This window comes from Pirellulales bacterium, from assembly GCA_036267355.1.
Classification (GTDB): Bacteria; Planctomycetota; Planctomycetia; order Pirellulales; family DATAWG01; genus DATAWG01.
Genome location: DATAWG010000036.1, coordinates 86,223 through 108,095, shown reverse-complemented (window position 1 = coordinate 108,095; position 21,873 = coordinate 86,223). Strand labels below are relative to the sequence as shown.

At 60.3% G+C, this 21,873-nt stretch carries 21 protein-coding genes; 7 read left to right on the top strand and 14 right to left on the bottom strand.

Features of this window, described 5'->3' with window-relative positions:
• Positions 1 to 87: 87 nt before the first annotated feature.
• Positions 88 to 1,173, bottom strand: a complete 1,086-nt coding sequence (locus tag VHX65_06210; GenBank protein HEX3998124.1) for a glycosyltransferase family 9 protein — start codon at positions 1,171 to 1,173, stop codon at positions 88 to 90.
• Between the two features lie 277 nt (positions 1,174 to 1,450).
• On the opposite strand from VHX65_06210, the gene VHX65_06205 reads away from it, so the two are divergent.
• The 4 genes from VHX65_06205 to VHX65_06190 all read left to right on the top strand — a co-directional run bounded on the left by VHX65_06205 (position 1,451) and on the right by VHX65_06190 (position 6,298).
• Complete coding sequence (locus VHX65_06205; protein ID HEX3998123.1) at positions 1,451 to 2,545, top strand: alpha/beta hydrolase family protein; 1,095 nt, start codon at positions 1,451 to 1,453, stop codon at positions 2,543 to 2,545.
• 3 nt (positions 2,546 to 2,548) lie between these two features.
• Complete coding sequence (locus tag VHX65_06200; GenBank protein HEX3998122.1) at positions 2,549 to 4,369, top strand: ATP-binding protein; 1,821 nt, start codon at positions 2,549 to 2,551, stop codon at positions 4,367 to 4,369.
• A gap of 319 nt (positions 4,370 to 4,688) precedes the next feature.
• Entirely contained in the window at positions 4,689 to 5,132 is a 444-nt protein-coding gene (locus tag VHX65_06195; GenBank protein HEX3998121.1) for a response regulator, read from the top strand.
• A gap of 176 nt (positions 5,133 to 5,308) precedes the next feature.
• Complete coding sequence (locus VHX65_06190) at positions 5,309 to 6,298, top strand: glycoside hydrolase family 16 protein (protein ID HEX3998120.1); 990 nt, start codon at positions 5,309 to 5,311, stop codon at positions 6,296 to 6,298.
• Between the two features lie 232 nt (positions 6,299 to 6,530).
• On the opposite strand, the gene VHX65_06185 is transcribed toward VHX65_06190, so the two are convergent.
• The 6 genes from VHX65_06185 to ligD form a co-directional block, all read right to left on the bottom strand.
• Entirely contained in the window at positions 6,531 to 7,235 is a 705-nt protein-coding gene (locus VHX65_06185) for an MgtC/SapB family protein (GenBank protein HEX3998119.1), read from the bottom strand.
• 83 nt (positions 7,236 to 7,318) lie between these two features.
• Positions 7,319 to 7,729, bottom strand: a complete 411-nt coding sequence (locus VHX65_06180) for a DUF1634 domain-containing protein (GenBank protein ID HEX3998118.1) — start codon at positions 7,727 to 7,729, stop codon at positions 7,319 to 7,321.
• A gap of 2 nt (positions 7,730 to 7,731) precedes the next feature.
• Positions 7,732 to 8,568, bottom strand: a complete 837-nt coding sequence (locus tag VHX65_06175) for a sulfite exporter TauE/SafE family protein (protein ID HEX3998117.1) — start codon at positions 8,566 to 8,568, stop codon at positions 7,732 to 7,734.
• Positions 8,569 to 8,619: 51 nt separating this feature from the next.
• Positions 8,620 to 9,018, bottom strand: a complete 399-nt coding sequence (locus VHX65_06170) for a DUF3175 domain-containing protein (protein HEX3998116.1) — start codon at positions 9,016 to 9,018, stop codon at positions 8,620 to 8,622.
• A gap of 36 nt (positions 9,019 to 9,054) precedes the next feature.
• Positions 9,055 to 9,204 carry a hypothetical protein gene (locus VHX65_06165; protein ID HEX3998115.1) on the bottom strand — a complete coding sequence of 50 codons (150 nt, stop codon included), beginning with the start codon at positions 9,202 to 9,204 and terminating at the stop codon, positions 9,055 to 9,057.
• A gap of 54 nt (positions 9,205 to 9,258) precedes the next feature.
• The gene (gene ligD, locus VHX65_06160) at positions 9,259 to 12,063 is read right to left on the bottom strand and encodes a DNA ligase D (protein ID HEX3998114.1); all 2,805 of its coding nucleotides are present in this window, start codon (positions 12,061 to 12,063) and stop codon (positions 9,259 to 9,261) included.
• 154 nt (positions 12,064 to 12,217) lie between these two features.
• On the opposite strand from ligD, the gene VHX65_06155 reads away from it, so the two are divergent.
• The gene (locus VHX65_06155) at positions 12,218 to 12,529 is read left to right on the top strand and encodes a hypothetical protein (GenBank protein ID HEX3998113.1); all 312 of its coding nucleotides are present in this window, start codon (positions 12,218 to 12,220) and stop codon (positions 12,527 to 12,529) included.
• A gap of 74 nt (positions 12,530 to 12,603) precedes the next feature.
• On the opposite strand, the gene VHX65_06150 is transcribed toward VHX65_06155, so the two are convergent.
• A complete protein-coding gene (locus VHX65_06150; protein HEX3998112.1) occupies positions 12,604 to 13,146 on the bottom strand; it encodes an inorganic diphosphatase in 543 nt (180 codons plus the stop codon).
• Between the two features lie 223 nt (positions 13,147 to 13,369).
• Between VHX65_06150 and VHX65_06145 the strand changes: the two genes are divergently transcribed.
• The gene (locus VHX65_06145; GenBank protein HEX3998111.1) at positions 13,370 to 13,927 is read left to right on the top strand and encodes a type 1 glutamine amidotransferase domain-containing protein; all 558 of its coding nucleotides are present in this window, start codon (positions 13,370 to 13,372) and stop codon (positions 13,925 to 13,927) included.
• A gap of 128 nt (positions 13,928 to 14,055) precedes the next feature.
• Entirely contained in the window at positions 14,056 to 14,583 is a 528-nt protein-coding gene (locus VHX65_06140; protein HEX3998110.1) for a hypothetical protein, read from the top strand.
• Positions 14,584 to 14,596: 13 nt separating this feature from the next.
• Here VHX65_06140 and VHX65_06135 read toward each other — a convergent pair whose 3' ends face one another.
• The 6 genes from VHX65_06135 to VHX65_06110 all read right to left on the bottom strand — a co-directional run bounded on the left by VHX65_06135 (position 14,597) and on the right by VHX65_06110 (position 21,767).
• Complete coding sequence (locus tag VHX65_06135) at positions 14,597 to 15,673, bottom strand: hypothetical protein (protein HEX3998109.1); 1,077 nt, start codon at positions 15,671 to 15,673, stop codon at positions 14,597 to 14,599.
• Positions 15,674 to 15,847: 174 nt separating this feature from the next.
• Positions 15,848 to 16,981 (bottom strand): transglutaminase-like domain-containing protein, encoded by a 1,134-nt coding sequence (locus VHX65_06130; protein ID HEX3998108.1) that lies wholly within the window; start codon positions 16,979 to 16,981, stop codon positions 15,848 to 15,850.
• 163 nt (positions 16,982 to 17,144) lie between these two features.
• Positions 17,145 to 18,107, bottom strand: a complete 963-nt coding sequence (locus tag VHX65_06125; GenBank protein HEX3998107.1) for a sialidase family protein — start codon at positions 18,105 to 18,107, stop codon at positions 17,145 to 17,147.
• A gap of 71 nt (positions 18,108 to 18,178) precedes the next feature.
• Positions 18,179 to 19,072 (bottom strand): hydrogen peroxide-dependent heme synthase, encoded by an 894-nt coding sequence (hemQ, locus tag VHX65_06120; GenBank protein HEX3998106.1) that lies wholly within the window; start codon positions 19,070 to 19,072, stop codon positions 18,179 to 18,181.
• Positions 19,073 to 19,409: 337 nt separating this feature from the next.
• Positions 19,410 to 19,895, bottom strand: coding sequence for a hypothetical protein (locus tag VHX65_06115; GenBank protein ID HEX3998105.1), 486 nt, complete (start codon positions 19,893 to 19,895; stop codon positions 19,410 to 19,412).
• Between the two features lie 363 nt (positions 19,896 to 20,258).
• Entirely contained in the window at positions 20,259 to 21,767 is a 1,509-nt protein-coding gene (locus tag VHX65_06110) for a SpoVR family protein (GenBank protein HEX3998104.1), read from the bottom strand.
• Positions 21,768 to 21,873: the final 106 nt, after the last annotated feature.

Genomic DNA, 21,873 nt, shown 5'->3' with positions numbered 1-21,873 from the left:
CGCACGGGGACAGCCGAGTCGCTCAAGGCCGAAACGCAGCCGGGGCAGCCACGCATTTCCTTGCTGGCGCTTCGGGCTCCTGAGCGTTTACGCGGCCGAGGCGCTCGTGGCCCACGGGATCGAATTCCAAGGGGGGATCGAGGGCTGCGGCTCTTGCTGACCGAGCAACCGATCGGCAGCGTTACAAACATCGGTGATTTCGATCGCGCGCATCGATTCGTCGCTGGCTTCGCGGCGCTCGCGGCTCGATCCTTCGACGAGCATTCGCTGGATGGCGATATGCGCTGCCCCGTACGGTCCGTTCTTGAGGGCCGATACCGGTCCATACAATCCCACGCAGGGCGTGCCGACCGCGGCGGCCAGATGCAAAGGCCCTGTGTCGGAGCCGACGAACAAGCGGGCCCGCCGGGCCAATTCGGCAAGTTCGCCGAGCGATGTCGGCGGAGCCATGTGAGCGAATCCGGAAGAGGTGGTGATAATCTGGTCGGCCCACGCACGTTCCTGCGCGCCGGCCCAAACCACGACGCTCGGCAAACGGCGATTGCGCCCCAAATGCCGGGCAACCGCCGCGAATCGTTCGATCGGCCAACGCTTCGAAACCCAGCCGGCTCCCGGGTTTAAAAGTGCAAACCCGCCGCCGAGACCGCGCTCGCGGACGAATCGTCCCATGCTGAATTCATCCGCGGCCTGACGTGGCACGTCGAATCTCACCGCCGGCCGCGAAATGCCGAGCGGCCCGAGCAACTCCAAATAGCGATCGACGACGTGCGTGCCGGTCTGCGAGACCAGGCGATTGTTCAGCCACGTGCTGAATTCGCGTCCGTCGGGCGAAGTGGCCCCGATACGCACGGGAGCTCCGGAAAGCCGCGCTGCCACGGCGCTCTTGGTCAGACCTTGTAGATCGATGGCGATTTGCGGGCGAACGGCTCGCATCTGCCGCGTCAACCGCCACACGGCCATCGGGCTGCGCAGCCAACGCCGCGGGGCCACGATCAGGCGATCCAACGCCGGATGCCCCTCGAGCACTGCAGCCGCACGCTCTTCGACCACCCATGATAAATAGGCATTGGGCAAATGATCGCGCAAAGCGGATAACACGGGCAGGCCGTGCACCGTATCGCCGACCGCACTGAGCCGCACGATGAGGATTCGCATGGGACCAATCGTCGTCATGGCAGTCTCTCCAAACGCATGTGGGATCGATGGCTATTGGCGATGCGAAACGGGCGGCGTATATACTGGGAGATTGGGGAGACCACAATGCCAGATTGGCCGGCGGCAGGAAACGCGGGAAGAGCGGGAGAAGGTGGGATGGCGGGGCTGGTCTTGAGCGGGCTCGTGGGCTCAGCGACCCGTGGAAGGCCTGGGTAGCGGGGAGCAAGTGGGCGAGGTAGCGGTGGCCTTCCACGGGCTTGGAACCGAGGGAAATGTAAAAATGGAGGAAGGTAGCATGAAGCGCCGGCGATATTGGACAATTGGATTGGTCGTTGCTGCAACGCTCGCGTGGACCATCGCGGACGGGGCTCCGCCGATCGCGACAAATCCGGATTCGACACAAACCGCCGCCACCCAGGCGGTGTCCGCGAATTCGACGCCGGCCCATTCGACGGAGGCCGCGCCGCCGGTGCGCCACGGCGAGATTCAATTCAGCCCGAGCCCGAACGAGGCGACGGCCGTGCCCGAACCATTTCGCCTGGAAGCGAAGAAATTTCCGTTCGAACTAACGCCGCAGCCGAGCGTGTCGGATGCGGTAAGCGTGTCGCTGCTGACGTTTCCGTCGCCGGTGCATACGGACCATGTGGCCAACAATACGGTCCATTGCGAATATTATCGCCCTGCAGCGCCGGGCCGATATCCGGCTTGCATCGTGCTGCACATCCTCGGCGGCGATTTTCCTCTATCCCGAACGTTTGCCAATGCGCTGGCGCACCGGGGCGTTGCGGCGCTATTCGTGATCATGCCCTACTACGGCCCGCGGCACGATCCGAATTCATCCGTGCGGATGGTGTCGAGCGATCCGAAGCAAACGGTGCGCGGGATGACTCAAGCGGTGAAAGACATTCGCGTGGCGACGGCGTGGCTCGGCCAACAATCGGAGATCGATCCTCGCCAGCTCGGTGTGTTCGGCATCAGCTTGGGGGGCATTACCGCGGCGCTCGCCGGCGAAGCGGAGCCGCGATTCGAAAAGATTTGCCCCGTGCTGGCCGGCGGGGGCATCGGGGCCATTCTTTGGGATTCAACCGAGCCGCACGTGGCCGCGGCGCGGAAATATTGGGAAGCCGCGGGTGGCTCGCGGCAAAGCCTGCAAGACCTGATGGCGAAAGTCGACCCGGCCACTTACGCCGATCGAGCCCGAGGCCGCAAAATTTTGATGCTCAATGCGTCGCACGACGAACTGATTCCGCGAAAATGCACCGACTTGCTCTGGAAGGGCTTCGGCCAGCCGCGGATTGTTTGGTATGACTGCGGCCATTATTCCGCCCTGTGGCACCTCGTCGATGCCGTCCAACAGGTCACCGATTTTTTTCAGCCCAACGGGAAGTGACGGATGTCGGCCAACGGCGATCGCGTGAATCTTCAAGAAGCCGAGGCGGTGCTGCAGCGCTTGGCCGCGGCCCATGGCCATGCTGCGCCGGCCGATCCCGCCGACTCTGCCAAAGCACCGCACGAGGCCGCGCCGAATGAGTCGGCCGATTCCCGCTTGCGATCGGTCGAAGCGAAATATCGGGCACTGATCGAACAAATACCGGCGGTGACCTTTATGGCCCCCCTCGACGGCTCTCAGGGCGAGCTATACGTGAGTCCTCAGATCGACGAGCTGCTGGGTTTCTCGGCGAAAGAATGGCTCGAAGATCCCGTGCTGTGGTTTCGCCAGCTTCATCCGGAAGATAAAGAGCTGTGGCAAGACCGCTTTGCCCGCACGGTCAATGCCGGCGAGCCGTTTCAAGCCGACTACCGGTTTATCGCGCGCGACGGTCGGATCGTGTGGGTGCATGGCGAGGCGAAGGTCGTTTCCGATGAACATGGACGGCCGATCTGCTTGCAAGGCGTCGCCTTCGATATCACGGAACGCAAGCAGGCCGAAACCATGCTCGAGCAAGCTCGCCATGCGCTCGAAGAGCGAGTTCGGGAGCGCACGGCTGCGCTCGACAAGATCAATCATCAATTGCAGGCGGAAATCGCCGAGCGCACTCGTCTTGAAGAGGAGCTGCGATTGCGGGTAAGCGAATTGGCCGAGGCCGACAAACGGAAAGACGAATTCCTGGCCACGCTGGCTCACGAGCTGCGCAATCCGCTGGCGCCGATCCACAACGCGCTCGAAATCATGATCCTGCCCGATGTCGATGCAACGATGATCGACGCCGCCCGATCGATCATGGATCGGCAGGTGAAGAGCCTTGTGCGGCTTGTGGACGATTTGCTCGATATGTCGCGGATCACGCAAGGAAAGATTGAACTGCGCCGGCAGCACGTCGATTTGGCGAGCGTCGTGTCGCAGGCGATCGAAACGGTCCGGCCGATGATCGATTCGCATCGCCATGAGTTGAGCGTGTCGCTTCCCGATGAGCCGATGCTCGTGAACGTCGATCCGACGCGATTGGCGCAAATCATCGCGAATTTGCTGAATAATGCGGCGAAGTATTCCGATCAGGGCGGACATATATGGCTCTCGGCCTGGCAAGATGGCGGTCAGATGGCGCTCCAGGTGCGCGACGCGGGAATCGGCATCGATCCGGCCGCGCTGGCGAAGGTATTTGAAATGTTCGTGCAGGTCGAAAAGGGGCATGGCCGGACGCACGGCGGCATGGGAATTGGTCTCACGCTGGTACGCCGCTTGGTGGAACTGCACGGCGGAACGGTCGAAGCGTCGAGCGCCGGTCTGGGGCAAGGCAGCGAATTTGCCGTGCGGCTGCCGGTCATCGTCAAACCGCCGGAAAGCGTTAGCGGCGCGAGCGGAAATGGCAACCGGGCGCCCACTCGGGCGGCCGTATTCCCCCGTCCGATTCTCGTCGTGGATGACAACGTCGACGCCGCGAAAACCCTGGCCATGCTGTTGCGCGGCAAAGGATATCGCGTACACACCGAACACGACGGTCCCGCAGCGCTCAATTGGTTGGCGGGACACGTGCCGGCGATGATCTTATTGGATATCGGCATGCCGGTCGTCGACGGCTACGAAGTCGCGCGGCGGATCCGTCAGCAACCGGAGTTTCGCGATGTGCTGCTCATCGCCCTCACGGGGTGGGGACAACCGCAAGATCGCCGTCGCTCACAAGAGGTAGGCTTCGATCATCATCTGGTTAAACCTATCGATTTTGCGGCGCTTGATGATTTGCTCGCGCATCCAAAGTTGCGCGCCGTGCGCTAGACTTCGCTGCGCTAGGAGTCAATAATTCATGTAGCTTTTTCCGAGACCGGATCTTTTTTGAGACCATGGCGGATGCGTGCTTGCGGTTGAACATTCGAGTGCGATGGCGTCCGGGGGCGCCGATCGCGGCCGGTGAATTTGCTTTAGTGTTCGATCATCGCTTGCACGACTTTCCGCCGCCCGAAGTGCTAGCGGGGCTTCGATCGTCGGGGACAAATCGGTCTAGCAATTTCGTTCCAGGGTCGCGAAAATTTTTCTTCGCCTCGGGCTTGCCCCCCCAAGCCATTCATGGAATTTTCACCCTGAGGTTCACCCCGCCATGGCAACGCCCAGCGTCGAAGACAAACGGCCGCTCATACGGATTGATCCCTTGCGATTGCTGATTGTCGACGACAATCGCGACGAAGCCGATTCGTTGGCGATTCTGCTCGGCTATCGGGGATATCACATCGATGTCGCTTATTCGTCGAGCGAGGCATTGGAGCTCGCTTCGCGCTGCCGGCCGGAAGTGTTGCTCTTGGATCTCGGCTTGCCGGGAATGAGCGGCTACGAGTTGGCCACTGAATTGCAGCAGAAGCTCGATCACCCGGTGCTCATCGCCACGACCGGTTTCGCCGACGACGCCTACCGCCGCAAGGGGCAGGAAGTCGGGTTCGAATACCATTTCGTCAAGCCGGTCAGCGTGGCGCGATTGCGGCAAGTGCTCGAATCAGTGTTCAAGAGCCGCCGGCCCAAAGGATTCGGCGCCGCCGAACATCAATGAGGCTCGTTTGCGCAACGCGATCATGGCGGGCATGACGAGCGAGCCGCGGCCCGTTGCTCTCGCTTGCGATACGGGTTAGTCTGGGGGGGAGCACAGCCGCGCATGCTCTGGCCGGCGTCACTGGCTTCGGCAGATCTCGTTTTTCACAATCCGCGCTTTCTGAGGGAACCACTCAAATGTCGCGTCTCGCAGTCGTGGCTTTGCTTGGTGTTGGGCTCGCGCAAATCATGGCAGCCGCCGCCGAACCGGCATCTTCGCCCGCCACCGTGCCGCCGGCGCCGGCCGGGTGGAAGCTCGTGTGGCACGATGAATTCGATGGGCCGGAAATCGACAAAACCAAATGGGATTTCGACCGCGGCAACGGCTTTCAAACGGAAACGAAGCAATACGTGCCGGGCTGGGGGAACGACGAACTCGAGTTCTATACCAACCGGCCCGAAAATGTGTTCCTCAAAGACGGCATGCTCCACATCCGGGCCCTGCGCGAATCGTACAAAGGATTTCAATACACCTCGGCACGGCTGAACACGCGAATGAAAGACGGCAGCCCGCTATTCAACCATCGCTACGGCCGGTTCGAATTTCGCGCAAAGCTTCCCACCGGTCAGGGAATCTGGCCGGCCCTGTGGATGCGGCCGCAAGACGAGAAATATGGCGGCTGGGCCGCCTCGGGAGAAATCGACATCCTGGAAGCACGGGGACAAGCTCCCTCGACGGTGCAAGGCACACTACATTTCGGCTCCCGCTGGCCGGCAAACACTTGGATCAAAAAGGACTACGTGTTGCCCGCGGGGCAGACGATCGCCGACTTCCACGTGTATGCCGTAGATTGGGAGCCCGGCGAGATTCGCTGGTACGTCGACGACAAGCTTTATCAAACGCAACATTTCTGGTGGAGCTGCAGCGATCAGGAAGGCGGACGGGGCTTGCCTCCGAGCAACGAATCGGAGTTGAATCCTTGGCCGGCGCCCTTCGATCAGCCGTTCTTCCTGACGATGAATCTCGCCGTCGGCGGCCGCTTCTTGGGCAATCCCGCTGCGACAACGAAATTCCCGGCCGAGATGGTGGTCGACTACGTGCGGGTGTACGACAAGGCCGACGGCTACGGCGCGGCAAAACCGCGTGGGCCCGGGAAGTTTCCGTTCAGCGCCAACCCGAAGCGATAACGGCCATCGCGCTGAGAATTTCGGAGCCCGCAGCGCTAAGCCCGGATTATTCCATCGCGCCGCACTAGCCCGAAGCGTAAGCGAGGCAGCCACGGAGATTTATCCCTAACGCTTCGGGCTACTATTCCGCAGCGTGTCGCGAATTCCTGGCACGATGAATAACAACAATCCGGGCAAGCAAGGGCGAATCCGTATTCCCTTGCTCGCGCTGCGGGCTCGGGGAATTGCTGGATCACCGCGCGGCTCCCGGTTTCCATTCGAGCCGCGACACTCCGGGGGCCTTCGCAAGCTGTTCGACGACATCCGGCGGCGCGGTGCTTCCCTTGCGTCCGCGCCAACGAATGTCGTAGGTCAGGCGTCGCACTGCGGCGTGTTTCGCGTAGGCGATCGAGAGTGATTCCACTCGATAACCCGCCGTCGAAAGGTTGCGGCGAATGTCTTCCGTTTCGGGACCATCGGCTCCGGCGACCAGCGTCAATCGAGCACGTTGATCCTCGGCAAGCCAGTTTTCGAGATGGCGGAGGACGGAAAGCGTAATGATACCAAGCACGAACGCGGCGAGTCCCAGCATCAATTGTCCGCCGCCGAAGCAGAGCCCCATCACTGTTACGAACCATAGCGTGGCAGCCGTCGTCACGCCCTTCGACATATTCTTCCGCCGAAAGATGGCCCCTGCGCCGATAAAGCCCATCCCCGACAAGATGCCGAGCGGCAGACGCATCAGATCGAGCACAATAAACGAATCCGGCCTCTTGCCGACGGTGTTGAGCAGCAAATTCGCTTGAATCATCGCCACGGTCGCCGCGAGGCATACCAGCAGCGTCGTGCGCAGCCCGGCCGCATGTCCTCGTTCGCGATTGAAGCCGATCACAAAGCCCGTCGCTGCCGCCAGGCCGAGCCGTACTGCGATCTCGTTCCACCCCAATTCGGTTGGCATCGACATTCTCCCGCGTTCTCGCGTTTGGAACCCAAGTGCCTACGGCCAAGGCCGCGGCAGCCATGCCGGTTGCGCCCGATGCGTCAGAGCCGGTCGCCAAAGAACAGGCTGAATAGAAGCACGGCGAGCACGTATCCCGCGATGGCGACGTACATGTAGTCGCGCTCCATGAGAAAGGCAAAGATCGTGAACACGACCCGGGCCACCGGCGTCGCAATCAGCAACAGCAATCCCAAGGCGACCAGCCCTCGCGGGCGCAAGCCGACCGCCGCGGCGATGATTCCCGTCGGGCTTTTCAAATCGGCCGGCACGCCGTGAAACGTCTTGTACTGCGGCTCCGTCGTTCCATATTTGACGAGATAGGCCGCCCCGCCGATCAGCACCACCGCCGCCGCCAGAATCACTCCCGCGCGCAACAATTGACCGACGATCAACTCGACTTTCTTGTCCGTCCAACCGGGTTTATCGGGCTGCGGTGATGTCTGTTGTGGCATGGCTAGATTCCACCGCTCAGGCCTTTGTAAATCATTTGCACCGCCAAGGCCAAGATCACGACGCCGAACACGATTCGCAAAATTCGCGGCTCGATCCTCACCAACACCCGTGTTCCCAACACGGAGCCGACGAGGACGCCGAGCATCACCGGCATGGCGATTCCGGGGTCGATATATCCCCGGCTCAAGTAAATGCCGGCGCTGGCGGCTGCGGTCACGCCGATCATGAAATTGCTCGTGGTGGTCGACACTTTGAACGGTAGCCGCATCGCCTGATCCATCGCCAGCACTTTGAACGCGCCCCCGCCGATGCCGAGCAGTCCGGAAAGCACGCCGGCGATGAGGCTCACGGCGCAACCGGCCGGCACATTCTGAACATGATACCTCTGCGGCCCGTCGCGCGTTGGGCACGTCGAATCCATGCGTAGCAGCGTGGCAATCTTGTCGGACCGATCGTCGAGCAACTGTTCCGGCCGAGGCCGCGAGGCCAGATAGGCCGAAACAAGCAGCACAATGCCGAACACCACGGCGATGGCCCCGGCCGGAACAACCATCGCCAGAAAAGCGCCGCCGAGAGCGCCCGTCGTCGTCGCAATCTCCAGGAACATCCCCACTCGGAGATTCGAATATCCTTCGCGAACATAAGCCGCCGCCGCGCCCGAGGATGTGGCAATGACGGAAACCAGCGAAGCACCGATCGCATAGTGCACATCGACACCGAATACGAGCACCAGCAGAGGCACGATGATCACGCCCCCGCCCAACCCGGTCAGCGAGCCCACGAATCCGGCCGCCAATGATCCCAGCCACGTTAGCGCCGTGAAGACGAGGATGTTCATGGGCGAGAATAATCGGCCGGACCGACGGTTTGCTTAAGGCCGCGTTATAGCTCACTGCCGATCGTTCTTGGAAGCGGCCGGGCTTTTTTTCTCCCGTTTTTTCTTCTTTTGGGCTTCGAGTTTTTCGTGCAGGATTTCTTTCGCTCGCTCCAGTTTCTTGCGACGCGTTGCTGAGAGTCCCTTGCCTCCACGGTTGATGAAATACTGCACCATGCGGATGCCGGAGCCGATTCCCTTGGGGCTGACTTTCTTGTCGGCCAATGTCTCGGCGATTTCTTGTGGTCCCTTGGTAAAGGTTCCCTGGGGGGGAAACGTGGAAACCGTTTTCACCTTTTTAACCCAGCGTTTGTCGGTTCCTTTGCCGTGCGACTTCGAGCCTGTGGCGCGGGAATTCGTTTTCGACTTGGAATTCGTCGATTTGGAACTGGGAGAAGTTTTTGACCGAGGCATAGCTGCGACTGTTTGAATGTTCGGCAATTCGGCACGTTAGTGGTGTTTGAAATATTGCACGGCCCGTTCGTGCTTTTCGGCGGAGCGGCGCGAGTTGAAGGTGCCCAGGTTTCGCCGCTTGCCGGTGCGCGGATCGGTCTTTTTCGAATACAAGCGGAACTCTCCGGATGGCAATTTGCGGATCATGGATGATTCCTCCTTCTTGGTGTAGGTATGCGGCAATCGTTGTGCCGAAACGGGTTATTCCCTTGCCAATGCATCGAGATGTTTGGCCATGGACGCGGTGATTCCTTGGCGAATCTTGTCGATGTCGGCCCATGGATCTTTGGAAAGCGATTTCAGTCGCTGCGGAGTTTCCGCCATGAGAAATTGATTCGCCGCTTTCGTTTGCGGCAAGTCGCTCCAGGCGAGCGGCATCGACACCGGCGCTTCCGGCTTCGCGCGCGTTGAAAAGGGAGCCACGGAAGTCGCGCCGCGCTGATTCCGCAAGTAATCGACGAAAATCTTGCCGGTGCGCTTCTTTTTCGACATGTTCGAGACGTATTTGTCCGGCGCGGCCCGCTCGACCGCGAGAGCCACCGAATGCGTGAATTGGGCGATAAATTCCCAATCGTGTCGCCGCGCGATGGGCGCCACCAAATGCAATCCTTTGCCGCCCGTCGTTTTGACGAAACTCTCCAATCCGATTTCCTGCAAAAACGTTCGCATTTCAAGCGCCCCTTCGACGACCGTCTGCCAAGCGACATCCGGGGCGGGATCGAGATCGAAAATGATCCGGTTCGGCTTTTCCAGCGAATTGCGCTGCGATCCCCAAATATGAATTTCCAGGGCGGCGATTTGGGCCAAAGCCACGAGGCCCTTTTCATCCTCGACCACCAGATAATCTTCCACGCCCGAACTGTTGCGGATCGGTACGCGGCGGAGCTCTTTCGGGGCGATCTCGCCGGGATGCTTTTGAAAGAAGCGTTCGCCCCCCGCCCCGCCGGGACAGCGAACGATCGAAAGTGGTCGATCGACCACGCGCGGCAGAATCCAGTCGGCAATGTCGACATAATACTGAGCCAGATCGCGCTTCGTCGCATCCGCCTCGGCAAACAGCACCCGATCGGGGTGCGTGAGCCGCACGCCGTCGATCGATGTCTCCGCCGCGCCGTTGCGAGACGGCTTTGGCGACTTTGAGGTCGCTGTACCATCTGCACCGTCGGTCTTGCGGCTTCGACCTGCCGGCTTTGCCTTGGTGTGGCGATCCGCCGATCCGCGGGCTGGTTTCCGCGACTTGCCGCCCGCGCGCGCTGGCGAGCCTTTGGTCGTGGTTGGCTGCGGCTCGGAGTCGGGGGTCGGGTGGGGCGTTTCTTTAATCACGGCGCTGGCCGGCTTGTCTTCCCGCAGGCCTTGAAAAGACGGCTGCCGGAGTAAGCGGTCGTTGGTCCAATTGCTGAAGGCGATCTCGGCCACGAGGTCGGGCTGGACCCAGTGGACGCCCTTCATTCGGCCAAGCCCCGGCGAAGCTGAGTCAAACGGTGATTTCGTTTGTTCCAGCGGTTGCAAGCGGGATTTCAGATCGGCCAGCGTCTTGTCTGTGAAGCCCGTGCCGACGCGGCCCGCATAGTGAAGCTTCTTGTCGCCGTCGTGATAGCCGACCAGCAGGGCGCCGAAACCGGCTCGCGAGCCCCCCGGGTCGGTGAAGCCGCCCACGACGAATTCGGCCCGCTGATGGGCCTTTGTTTTCACCCAATCCATTCCACGGCCGGAAGAGTATGGCCGATCGCGGCGCTTCGAGACGACGCCCTCCAAGCCGCGCTTTTGCGCCTGCTCGAAGAACACCGGGCCATTGCCTTCGATGTGCTCCACGAGCCGCACTCGGCCGCGGTCGGTCGGCAATCCCAACTCCGCGAGCCGGGCCTTTCTCTCTTCCAGCGGCAAACCGCGCAAGTCTTCTCCATCGAGAAACAGCAGATCGAACACCATGAACGTCAGCTTCTGCCGCTTCCGATCGCGAAAAGCATTCTGCAGCAGTTGGAATTCAGTCACTCCATCGTCGTCGAAGGCCACGACCTCTCCGTCGAGGATCGTGTGCTGCAGATCGAGCTTGGCGACCGCCTCAACCAACTCGGGCAGCTTTTCCGACCAGTCGAGATCGTTGCGCGTCACGAAGCGAATGTCGGCTCCGTTCGCGGTGCAGATCATCCGGTAGCCGTCGAATTTGATTTCGTGCAACCATTCGTCGCCGTCGGGGGCCGCCTCGACAAGCGTCGGCAATTGCGGAGCAACGCTTGCCGGCGGCTTCGCCTTCTTGCCACGTGCCGAAGAGTTCGCTTTTCGCGATGCTGCACTGGTCGAAACCGCCTTGCTCGATTCCCTGGCGCTGCGCTTTGCGGTTCCGTTCGTCGAATGAGGAACCCATTTCGCCGGCGCCGATTTCTTGGAGTCTCGATTGCTGTGATGAACGCTCCGCTTGTCCGCGGCGATTTCATTCAGATCGCGGCCGGTTTTGACACTGAGCGGCTCGGCCTCGGCGATGTCGAATTTGGTTTCATCCCGCGCTTGGGCATCGCGCACCTTGAACAGCAGCCATTGCGGTTTGGCGGTTTGTGGACCATGGCGGCGGATCAGCAGCCACTCGCCTTTCAACTTTTCGCCGTGGAGGTTGAACTTCAGTTTTCCGTTGCGATATCCGGCTTGCGGATCTTCGAGTGGTTCCCACACGCCGTGGTCCCAGAGCATGACGGTGCCGCCGCCATACTCGCCTTGGGGAATCGTTCCCTCGAACGATCCATACTCAAGCGGATGATCCTCGACTTCGACGGCCAGCCGTTTTTGGCTTGGGTCGAGGCTCGGCCCTTTGGGGACGGCCCAGCTCTTCAGGACGCCGTCGAGTTCGAGGCGAAAATCGTAGTGCAGATGCGAGGCATCGTGTTTTTGGACGACGAAGGAAAAGCCTTTCTTTCGCCAGACTTTTTTTTCACGCGAGCTTTTCGATTTCCGGCCGCTCGGCTCGGGAGTGCGTTTGAAATCACGCTTTTGTCGATAGTTTGCCAGCGTCATTGCAGGAAGCCTCGTAGATTCGGTCGGTCATGCGGAACGCAAATCTGAACACAGCGCATCGCGTGCCGATTACGCTTCGTTACGCCGCACACGGCATAGAATTCGCATTATCGGCGCACGAGGTTCCACATTGAAAGTCGCAGGAGATTCGATCATGCCACGAGGCGACAAATCAAAGTACACGGGCAAACAGAAGCGGCAAGCCGAGCACATCGAAGAAGGATACGAGGATCGCGGCGTATCGGAGAAAGAAGCGGAACGCCGAGCCTGGGCGACCGTGAACAACATGACGAAGGGGGGCAAAAAGCCCGGCGGCTCGGGCCGCGGAAAGAAAATGGATAAAACATCGGCTAAGAAAGGGGGCAGGCTCGGCGGCAAAGCTGCCGGCAACCGTCCCGCTACCGCAAAAACCGCGTCGGCAAAGAAAGCGGCCCGCACAAGAGCGCGACACAAAGCGGCGAAATAGGGCGGCGGTATACCGCAGCGAAATAGGGCGGCGATAAGCGGAAGCGGAAACCTCCTTTGCCGCCGATGGCCTCCTTATCGCAAGCCGAATTTTTGCTCGTAGAGCGCGACTGCCGCTTCCAGAATTTCGAACGCGGCGCTCGCAGCACGGAAACCGTCAACGTCGACTTTCTTATCCTCCAACATCTTGTAGTCGCGGAAGAACTGCTCCAATTCTCGGAGCCGATGCGAGGGAAGGTCTTCGAGCCCGAAAATCTGGGAATAGTGGGGATCGTCGATATGCACGGCAATTAGCTTGTCGTCGATCCCCTTCTCGTCGCGCATCGGCATCAAGCCGATGGCCCGAACCCGCATCATCGCCGTCGGAAGGATCGCCTCTTCGCACAGCACGAGCACGTCGAGCGGATCACCGTCTGCGCAGAACGTCTGGGGCACGAAACCGTAGTTCTCGGGATAGTAGACCGCGCTGAACAGAATCCGATCGACCCGCAGCAGCCCGGTTTTCTTGTCGAGCTCGTATTTCACCTTCGAGCCCTTGGCAATCTCGATGACTGCCGGAAACCATGCCTTTCGATCGGCCGGAAGCGACACATCATGCCAAGGATGAAAGCCGCTCATGGTAATTTCCCCTGTCTTGGATCGATCGACACGGCATTGTAAAACACCTTCGCAACCGCCGTTCCCAACGCTGATACTGATCGGCCGAAACACGGAACGCTTGCCGTCCTGCCAGCGAAAGCCCGCAAAACAGCCGCGAATGTCCAATTCTTCCTGGAAAGGCGGTACGAAAGTTGCCCCGATTGTCAGCGGGCAATTGTCTCCGTGACCAAAGGAGTATTTTATGTCAGAGCTTAATGAAAAACGTGTTGCGATCATCGCGACCGATGGTTTTGAACAAGCCGAACTGGAATCGCCGAAGGAATCGCTGGAAAAGGAAGGCGCCCGGGTCGATGTGATTGCACCGAAGGCCGGGACGATCAAGGGCTGGAACATGACCGACTGGGGCCGCAAGGTGGACGTCGATCGCACGCTCGACCAGGCCAATCCCGACGATTACGACGCCTTGGTGCTCCCCGGCGGCGTGATGAATCCCGACAAATTGCGACGGGACGACCGAGTGTTGGAATTCGTCAAAGCGATTGCCGATGCCGGAAAACCGATTGCTGCGATCTGCCATGGTCCCTGGACTCTGATCGACGCGGGCTTGGTCAAAGGCCGCAAAATGACCTCCTGGCCATCGTTGCAGACCGACCTCAAGAACGCCGGGGCGGAATGGGTCGACGAAGAGGTGGTTGTCGATAACGGGCTCGTGACCAGCCGCAAGCCCGACGATTTGCCGGCTTTCAACAGCAAACTGATCGAGGAAATCAAGGAAGGCATCCACGCCCACGCCCGATAACCGTCGGAGTGGAACCTCATTGGCCCAGCAGTGCGTCGCCGGCCCGGCCGCGCACTGCTGGTTTTTTGCTTTGGTTTTCGCTAGGTTAATGGGGCAACAGGGTGGTCAATTCGTTCAAGGAACCGATTATGGCCGATTCGTCTGCGATGCAAGAGCGACCGATTCGCGTCGGGATTTTCGACTCCGTGGAAAGAGCGCACCGCGCCGTTCAGAATCTGCTCGGCGCCGGTTTTACGCGCAATCAGATCACGGTGATTTGCTCGGATAAGCATCGCGAGCGATTGTTTCAGGAATTCGAACATCAAGACCCGGCAGGGACCACGACGGCGGAAAAGGCGGTGGCGGGAGGCGCAGTCGGGGCGGTCGTCGGCGGCGTGGCCGCGCTCATCAGCGCCATAGCGACAGGCGGAATCGCATTTTTGATCGCCGGCGGAGTGATCGTGGCCGGCGCCGCTACCTTCGGCAGCTTGGTGGGCGCGATGATGTCGCGCGGCGTGGAAAAGGAACTGGCGAATTTCTACGACCAGGAAGTCGAAAAGGGAAAACTTTTGGTCGCCGCCGAAGACGAAGGCCCGCACGCGGCCGCCCATCTCATCCAAGCCGAGCGAATCCTCGCCGAAGCCGACGCGGTGCCAATGAAACTGCCCGAAGGCTGAAACGCCGGGCGCGTCAGCGCTTCAACACCAAAATCGCGAACAAATCGACGGCGAAGAAAATCAGCACCAGCACTTCCATCCACAGCATTCGCTTGTTGCCGACGTCGGAATTCACCACGGTATACAGATTGTCTACCTGGCTCAGGCGGTCTTCGACGCTGTTGCGCCATTGGTCGAGATAGAATCGCTCGCGGGCGCCGAGATACACCCGGGCCAGGTGCCAATCGCCGAAAAATTTGCTGATGTGAGTCACTTCGTCGTTCAGCTTCGTCACATCGACGCGAAAAGCCCGCAATGCCGCGAGCGTTTTGGAATACGTGCCGAAGAATCCGAAGCGGTGCGACTTCACGTCTTCATAGGCCCGGTCCAGATAGCCGTCGAGCCGCTCATCCATGACGCGGTATTCTTCGAGCTGCAAATTGGCCAGTTCGAGCACGTAGAGCACGTCGTCGATATAGCCGGTCAGATCGATCGCCAGCGCGGCGTCCCAATCGACGACCACCGCGTCGGTCTTGGCGAACGATCGGCGGATGCGCACCACCTCGGCCACCTGCGTTTCGCTGAGCGTTCCCGGCTCCGATTCGGTCAGCAATTCGGCCGCCTCGCGGTGCTGCCCGGCCAGCCAGGCGTTTACATCCGCGACATCGTCGATCTGGGTCAGGCAGAAAACCGTATACGCCTCGGGCTCCGACGCCGACGACCTGCGGATCATCACATCTTGCAAGCTCTCGCATGTTTGGCGGCATAAATCGCGGGCGAACGCGTCGAATGTGCGGCGATCATCGAGCACCGGCTTGTGAAACGGCAAGAGCGCGCAGAGCCGCTCGACCTCGAACGACACGCGCATGGCGATCGACACGACGCCGACTTCGTAGATGCGGATCAGCAGCCGCACCGGCCGGCCTGCGAGCGTCGATTGCGCTTGAGGCTCGATCGCCAGCGGTTTGTAGAACTGCACATCGCGGGGCAGGGTGCGGTCGGAGGGGAGCTCGAAAGGAATCGGCTTGTCGGCGAGGATGTTTTCGATCTTCGCCATCTTGATTTCATCGGCGACATCGAAGGCATACAGATAAACGACCTCGCCTTTCATAAATCTATTGCGCTTCCTTCCGATCCTGGCGGTCGAGCGGCGGCAAAAGATGCGTCTCGCCGACTCGCAGATCGTTCCTTGCTAACGCTTCGGGCTACGATCGCCGCACTTCACCGGCCCCGCTAGCCCGAAGCGTAAGCGACGGGCGCCGGCCGGTTATCGATGCCATTGGTTCTATCGCCGCAAATATTGATCGAGCGGGTGCTTGCCGACGACTTTCCATTCGCCGTTGGCCATCTTTGTCCGCGCGCCCGGTCCAGGATCGGCGCCGGTGCTGGCCGGAAGCGGGGTCAGTTCGGCGATGTAGCGCACCTGCGGCTTGCGCCCGGAGCAGCGCAGCCAATCCTCTTGCAAGCGGAACAGGCGGTTGCCGCGCTCCGGCATCCGCAGCCGATCTCCCTTTTGCAACACCAACTCATGCGCTCCGGTCCAACCGAACCAGAAATAGCATGCCGTGTGAGCAGGAATCCAGTGCCCTTCTCCTTGTTCATCGATGAGATAGAACTCGGCCCAATTGTGATCCGGCACCCACACGAGCCGGGCCGGAATTCCTGCCGCACGGCAGAGGGCGACGAACACGGCCGACATCTCGGCACACGCCCCTTGGCGATCGTCGAGCGCCGCCGTGACGCTCGTATACGGCCGCACTTGCGGCTTGATGTGATGCGGAATCCAATCCGCGAATTTCTTGGCCAGGTCCCAGGGGTGTTGCGTGTCGCCACGCAGTTCGTCGAGCAGCAGGCGAACTTCCTTGATCCGCGTCTGGATGCCGGGGCTATCGCCCAGATACAAATTGGCCACGTCGCGAGGGGGCTTTTGCTGGCGCGGAAACTGATCGCGAACGTAGCCCATGTATTGCTTGTAGGCGGTGAGCCTGTATTCCACGGAGGCTGAGATTTTTTGGCCGGGAGCGATTTCGTCGGCCGTGAGATACAATTGGCTGGCATCCGGGCCGACATCGCGGATCGTCGCCTGGCATCCGTCGGTCTTGATCGCCGGCTCCTCGAGTTTTTGCTCGGGAACTTCGATCGGGGCCGGCGTGGTGGCTTGAATTTGGGATGCGCCCCCCCGGCCATTCAATTCGATTCCAATTTTGAGATGGAACGGGCGCGGTTCGAGATAGCCGGTTTCGTTCTTCGGCGGCTGGTTCCAGATCCATTTGCCGTCGCCCACGACCGGCACGATGCTGAATGCCGGCGGCACGGCTGCCGGTTGGCAATCGAAGGAGTTGCCATCGGGGCGAAGAACGCCCGCCGTGCCGCAAACAGCGACCCCGGCGCCCAACTGCAAGAATTTGCGACGTTCCATGATTGAAGCCTCTCCGCCGAATGCAAGCCCGAAGCGTTGGCGAGCGCGCCGCGTGGCGCCGCCCTCGCTAACGCTTCGGGCTAGTGTGATTCCTCGCTAACGCTTCGGGCTAGTGTGATTCCTCGCTAGCGCTTTGCGGCCAGGTTTGTTCCTTGCGTCGCACCTACGGCTGAAACTTGAACGTCGGTTTTCCCATCTTGCCGGCGTAGAAGATGTTGTTCGTCGGGTCCCAGCCGCATTGGCACATGTAGTCGCCGTCGACACCGTGCGGTAGCGGCGCGGCGAGCTTCCAGGTTTGACCGGCATCGGTGGTTTTCATGATCCCCTGCTTGCCCAGCACAACGATGTTGCGTTCGTCCTTGCCAAAATAGGGACCGAGCGAGCACTCGACCGGTTTTCCCAGGGGCGACCAAGTCGCCCCTTGGTCGCGGCTTACGAGCAAGCCATGCGGTCCGACCCAATAGCCGATTCCCTTGAACACGCGCATCGCCTTGCCGCTTGGCCTGAGATCGGAGACGGCTGTCCAGGTCTGGCCGCCGTCGGTGCTGCGAACGATGCCCTTAGCTTTGCAGCCGACGAACGTTTTCGCATCGAACAGCCCGATGCCGTTGAATCCCTTGTCCAGCGTTTTCCAGGTTTTTCCGCCGTCGGGGCTGACGATTAAAACGCCGCCGCTTTCATGCTTGATCGCCAGCAGGCTCGTTTCCGGCCAAGCGACGGCGACGCAATCCAAGTGGCTTTGCGAGCATTTTTGCCACGTCTTGCCCGCGTCGAGGCTGATGGCCGAATTGCCGTAGACGGTGATGCAGGCGAGCCGATTGCCGGCGGGGTCGATATCGAGGCCGAAGCCCGTTTCACAGCGTCCGGTGACATTCCCGCCGTCGACGCGGACAAACGTGGCGCCATGATCGGAGCTTTTCCACAGACCATTGTCGCAGACGACCATGTACACATCGCCATTGGTGCGGTCGACACCGACGCCGCTGGTGAGCCCCGGCCAGCCGATTTTCTTCCCCTCGCGGGCCAATTTGGCGACGACGCTGTCCGAGATATTGACCCATTTGCCATTTTGCGGAGCTTGGCCCGACGAAACGGTTGGCCAGGCAACTAACGTACCGATGGCCATGAGCAATATGATGGGGGCATGTGCCCACTGTTTTGCGGCAACGCTCAAATTCTGGAGGCCTAGCATGTGGCTTATGCCCTGTTTTGATTGGCGCCGGTTGGAGGTTTGTCAGGCTGGAAAGCCTGACCTACGCCGACGCGGCAATGATCGAGCATGGCCTTTGGCGGCATGATGTAGCTCACATAGAACGGCCCGAATTCGGCGTAGCGGGCGCTCGCCTCGTCGAACCGCATGCGATAGACGATGTCTTTGAGAAACTCGGGCCGGCGGGCCCATAGCGTCACGCCCCATTCCCAATCGTCGTAGCCCAGGCCGACCGTGATGAGCTGCGTCACGCGGCCGCCGAACGTCATGCCGGTTCGGCCATGCTCGGCCATCAACTTCTGGCGATCTTCGATCGGCAGCAGAAACCAATTCTCGCCCACCTTGCGCTTCTTGTTCATCGGGTAGAAGCAGGTGTTCGGCCAGGGGGGCAGATCGGGCGTCAGCCGCTGTACGCGCATCATCGCCTCGCGGCTTTCGTAGGCCTTCACCTTTGCCGCGAAAGCAGGGCTATCCGCCGGCGTCCCCTCTTCGACCAACCGACGGCCATATTGCTCGACCGTCGGCACGTATTCCGACACCTCGGTCATCGATACGAACGAATACGTCGGCTCGAGCGCCGACCCCAGCGGGCCAGCCATCAAACGCTGATGAACGGCGTCGACCTTCAGCGGATCGGCATCGAGCAGCATGAGGCCAAAATCGGCCTTATGACCGGCGACGACCGAGGTTTGCAGCCGCGCCGGGGCGTCGGCCGATTCGGGATCGAGCGTGGCGGCGAATTGCTCTCGCCCGGCCTGAATCTCCGCGGCGCTCATCGCCGCCAGACGCCCACGATCGAATCGGTAGAAGAGATGGCTGCAATGCCAACCGTCGGCGGGCTTGAGCGCAACTTCCGACTCTCCACGATTGGCATGACTCATCTTGCAACCGGCTCCGGATGGGGGCGCGAAAGAAAACACTGCGTATGCCCTTTTTAGGGCACGCGGCAGCGGTTGGCAAGCGTTTTGAAGGCAGTCGAAGACAGACGACCGACAGACTCACGCGGAGACGCGGAGGACGCGGGGGATAAGCGAAGAAGAGACTAAAGGCCGGCAATAGTCGGCACGCTATCGTCATCTCTCGCGCGAAGAGCGAGCGGCCGGGTGGCTTGGTATCGCACGGGCGGCCAACTTTCTTTTTCTCTCCTTCGCTTCCCCCGCGGCTCCACGTGATACGTCTTCGCGTGATACGGCTCGTCGTTGCCGTGCTGACCGCCGATCAGCTTGCGGCGGCGGAGAAGTCGGCCACTAGACGCAAGAAGACTTCGCTGGTGACTTGGGAGGGAATCGCTTGCCGGGCGGCGCTCGGTTCTTTCGTCCACCGGCGGAGGCTCAATTTTCCCCCATGCTCGACCAGCAATTCGTAGTAGCTGGCGCCGGCTTCATCGCGTTGGGGCGGGTTCGACCGAAGCTGCACGACGCATTTGCCGGCGTCGACCTCCACCGGGCTAATCGGCTCCAAGAGATACGTCAACCGCCGCGAAAGGTCCTCGGCGACGGCCTTCAATCGATCGATCGAAGCGCCGGCCAGCGGAGCCGATTCCAGCTCGAAGCGAGCAAAAGCGAGCGCCAAAGTTTCGTGGGCGGTGACTTCGGTATGCAGCCGCTGACCTGCCTCCTGGCAGTCCAGGGAGTGTGGATGCAGGGTGTGCGCGAAGAGCGGAATCGAATTCAGGATTTTGGCGGTGTGGGATTGCAACAACATAGCTAATTTCCCCCCTCGAATCACGCTGGGGATTTGCCTTTCTCTCTTATCGGACGGCGAACACCATCGGCTGCAATAGCCATGCCGGATTTGCGGTCAATTTGCCGAGCCACGCTAGTCCGCTCGCAGCTTCGGCGACGAAAATGGCTGAGTTTTTGGGCGGGATCGATCGCTTTATGCTTGTCTCAAGTTGCAACGAAGAAACAACCACGGATCACACGGATGAAACGGATACGAAAGCGGCGGAAATCGAAGCCGGGGTTGCGCCGCAGTCGTTCCACGTTTGACTTCCAGCAAATCTGTTTTTCATCCGTGTCATCCGTGTCATCCGTGGTTGCGTTCTTCTTCCTTCAGCCTGGAGCCTTATTTCACCTGCGTGCCTTTGTGTTCATGCCCGTCGTATGACAATGTGGTCTTCACCTCGTCGATGACCGTCTCGATGTGTACTGGCCGGGCCCACAGGCGGTAGAGGTTCACCAGCGTGTCTTGGGCGTAGCCGGTTTTCAGTTCCAAGCCGTTGAATGTGTGTTCGAGAAACAATTCGCCGCGATTTTTGTAGTTGCCGTCGCGCACGGCGATTTGCGGCCGGCCCATATTCGTCAGATTGAACAATAGGCGTTCTTTGATTTGCGGAAACTCGCGGCTTTCGATTTCGTAGGCGTCGTTGCCGGGGTTGTAGCCGAACGAAAACAACTTGTGCTGGCGGCAAAAATCGAGCGTCAGGAATTCGTCGATGAACATCAGGTCGTTGTAAATCCGGCGGACCTCGAAAATTTTCTGCTTTCCCAGCCCGGCGGCGGTGTCCCAATGATGCTTGGCGACATAGTCGTCGCACTCGTCGAAGTCTTTGCCGAAGCGGCCGCGATTCCAACGATCTTCGATGTCGCGGAACAGCTCGATGCCGAGCTTATAGGGATTCAATCGGGTCGAAGAGCTGGCCATGGTGCCGCTATGGTGGTCGCAATAGCAAATCAAGTCGGCCGGCTGGATGCCTTGCCGGGTCATGATGGTCGAGTGCCAATAGCTGGCCCAACCTTCGTTCATGATCTTGGTCTGGCCTTGCGGCGCAAAATAATAGGCTTCGTCGCGGATGATCGAGAGCACGTCGGCCTGCCACGGCTTCAGCGGGGCATTTTCCAAGACGAACAGCATCACATCGCGCACCGGCTGGCTTGGAAACTGCTCGCTTTGCCGGCGCTCGACCCGCCGCCGCTCGGCCTCGGCCGAGAGCACTTCCGGCGGATTGACGAACGATTCCATATAGCCCTTGGCTGCGAAGCGGCCCGACGGCTCGTCGTGGGCATCGTCTTCCAGCGCCTTGGGCTTGACGCTTTCTTCGTGCCGCTTGATGAACGGCAGATGGATGTCGATCAGGTCTTCGATGCTCAGGCAGGCATCGATAAAGTTTTCAACCTCTTCGACGCCGAAGCGATCCATGTGGCGGCGGATCCGCATGCCATGGTTGGCCATCTGGTCCATCATCTTGCGATTCGTCTTGCTGAACCAGAAGTTGTTCTTGAAGAAATCGCAATGGCCATACACATGCGCCATCACCAGCTTTTGATCCGTGAGCTCATTCGATTTCATCAAATAGGCGTAGCACGGATCGTTGTTGATCACGAGTTCGTAGATCTTTTGCAGCCCATAGGCATACCCCTTCGCGAGTTGTTCGAATTCCATGCCGAACCGCCAATGCGGATAGCGGGTCGGAAACCCTCCGTAGGCGGCCACTTCGTTGAGCTGGTCGGCTTCGACCACTTCGAAGATGGTGGGAAAGAAATCCAGCCCATGCCCGCGCGCATAGCCTTCCATTTGCCGTTGAATATCGGCCAGGTGCGGCGGCAGGGGTTCAAAAACGTCGACGGAAGCCATGGGGGAAGAGCGAGGGTGACGGGTGAGAGTGACGGGTGAGGGACTACGGTTGTGGGGACGGAGTGTGTGCAGCGAATAGGGCTTGGCAATCGCTTGCCGCGTCTCT

Bases quoted from the DNA above. Each gene is read 5' to 3' on its own strand.
- VHX65_06210 (HEX3998124.1), bottom strand. From the start codon at position 1,173: ATGACGACGATTGGTCCCATGCGAATCCTCATCGTGCGGCTCAGTGCG.
- VHX65_06205 (HEX3998123.1), top strand. From the start codon at position 1,451: ATGAAGCGCCGGCGATATTGGACAATTGGATTGGTCGTTGCTGCAACG.
- VHX65_06200 (HEX3998122.1), top strand. From the start codon at position 2,549: ATGTCGGCCAACGGCGATCGCGTGAATCTTCAAGAAGCCGAGGCGGTG.
- VHX65_06195 (HEX3998121.1), top strand. From the start codon at position 4,689: ATGGCAACGCCCAGCGTCGAAGACAAACGGCCGCTCATACGGATTGAT.
- VHX65_06190 (HEX3998120.1), top strand. From the start codon at position 5,309: ATGTCGCGTCTCGCAGTCGTGGCTTTGCTTGGTGTTGGGCTCGCGCAA.
- VHX65_06185 (HEX3998119.1), bottom strand. From the start codon at position 7,235: ATGCCAACCGAATTGGGGTGGAACGAGATCGCAGTACGGCTCGGCCTG.
- VHX65_06180 (HEX3998118.1), bottom strand. From the start codon at position 7,729: ATGCCACAACAGACATCACCGCAGCCCGATAAACCCGGTTGGACGGAC.
- VHX65_06175 (HEX3998117.1), bottom strand. From the start codon at position 8,568: ATGAACATCCTCGTCTTCACGGCGCTAACGTGGCTGGGATCATTGGCG.
- VHX65_06170 (HEX3998116.1), bottom strand. From the start codon at position 9,018: ATGCCTCGGTCAAAAACTTCTCCCAGTTCCAAATCGACGAATTCCAAG.
- VHX65_06165 (HEX3998115.1), bottom strand. From the start codon at position 9,204: ATGATCCGCAAATTGCCATCCGGAGAGTTCCGCTTGTATTCGAAAAAG.
- ligD (HEX3998114.1), bottom strand. From the start codon at position 12,063: ATGACGCTGGCAAACTATCGACAAAAGCGTGATTTCAAACGCACTCCC.
- VHX65_06155 (HEX3998113.1), top strand. From the start codon at position 12,218: ATGCCACGAGGCGACAAATCAAAGTACACGGGCAAACAGAAGCGGCAA.
- VHX65_06150 (HEX3998112.1), bottom strand. From the start codon at position 13,146: ATGAGCGGCTTTCATCCTTGGCATGATGTGTCGCTTCCGGCCGATCGA.
- VHX65_06145 (HEX3998111.1), top strand. From the start codon at position 13,370: ATGTCAGAGCTTAATGAAAAACGTGTTGCGATCATCGCGACCGATGGT.
- VHX65_06140 (HEX3998110.1), top strand. From the start codon at position 14,056: ATGGCCGATTCGTCTGCGATGCAAGAGCGACCGATTCGCGTCGGGATT.
- VHX65_06135 (HEX3998109.1), bottom strand. From the start codon at position 15,673: ATGAAAGGCGAGGTCGTTTATCTGTATGCCTTCGATGTCGCCGATGAA.
- VHX65_06130 (HEX3998108.1), bottom strand. From the start codon at position 16,981: ATGGAACGTCGCAAATTCTTGCAGTTGGGCGCCGGGGTCGCTGTTTGC.
- VHX65_06125 (HEX3998107.1), bottom strand. From the start codon at position 18,107: ATGGCCATCGGTACGTTAGTTGCCTGGCCAACCGTTTCGTCGGGCCAA.
- hemQ (HEX3998106.1), bottom strand. From the start codon at position 19,072: ATGAGTCATGCCAATCGTGGAGAGTCGGAAGTTGCGCTCAAGCCCGCC.
- VHX65_06115 (HEX3998105.1), bottom strand. From the start codon at position 19,895: ATGTTGTTGCAATCCCACACCGCCAAAATCCTGAATTCGATTCCGCTC.
- VHX65_06110 (HEX3998104.1), bottom strand. From the start codon at position 21,767: ATGGCTTCCGTCGACGTTTTTGAACCCCTGCCGCCGCACCTGGCCGAT.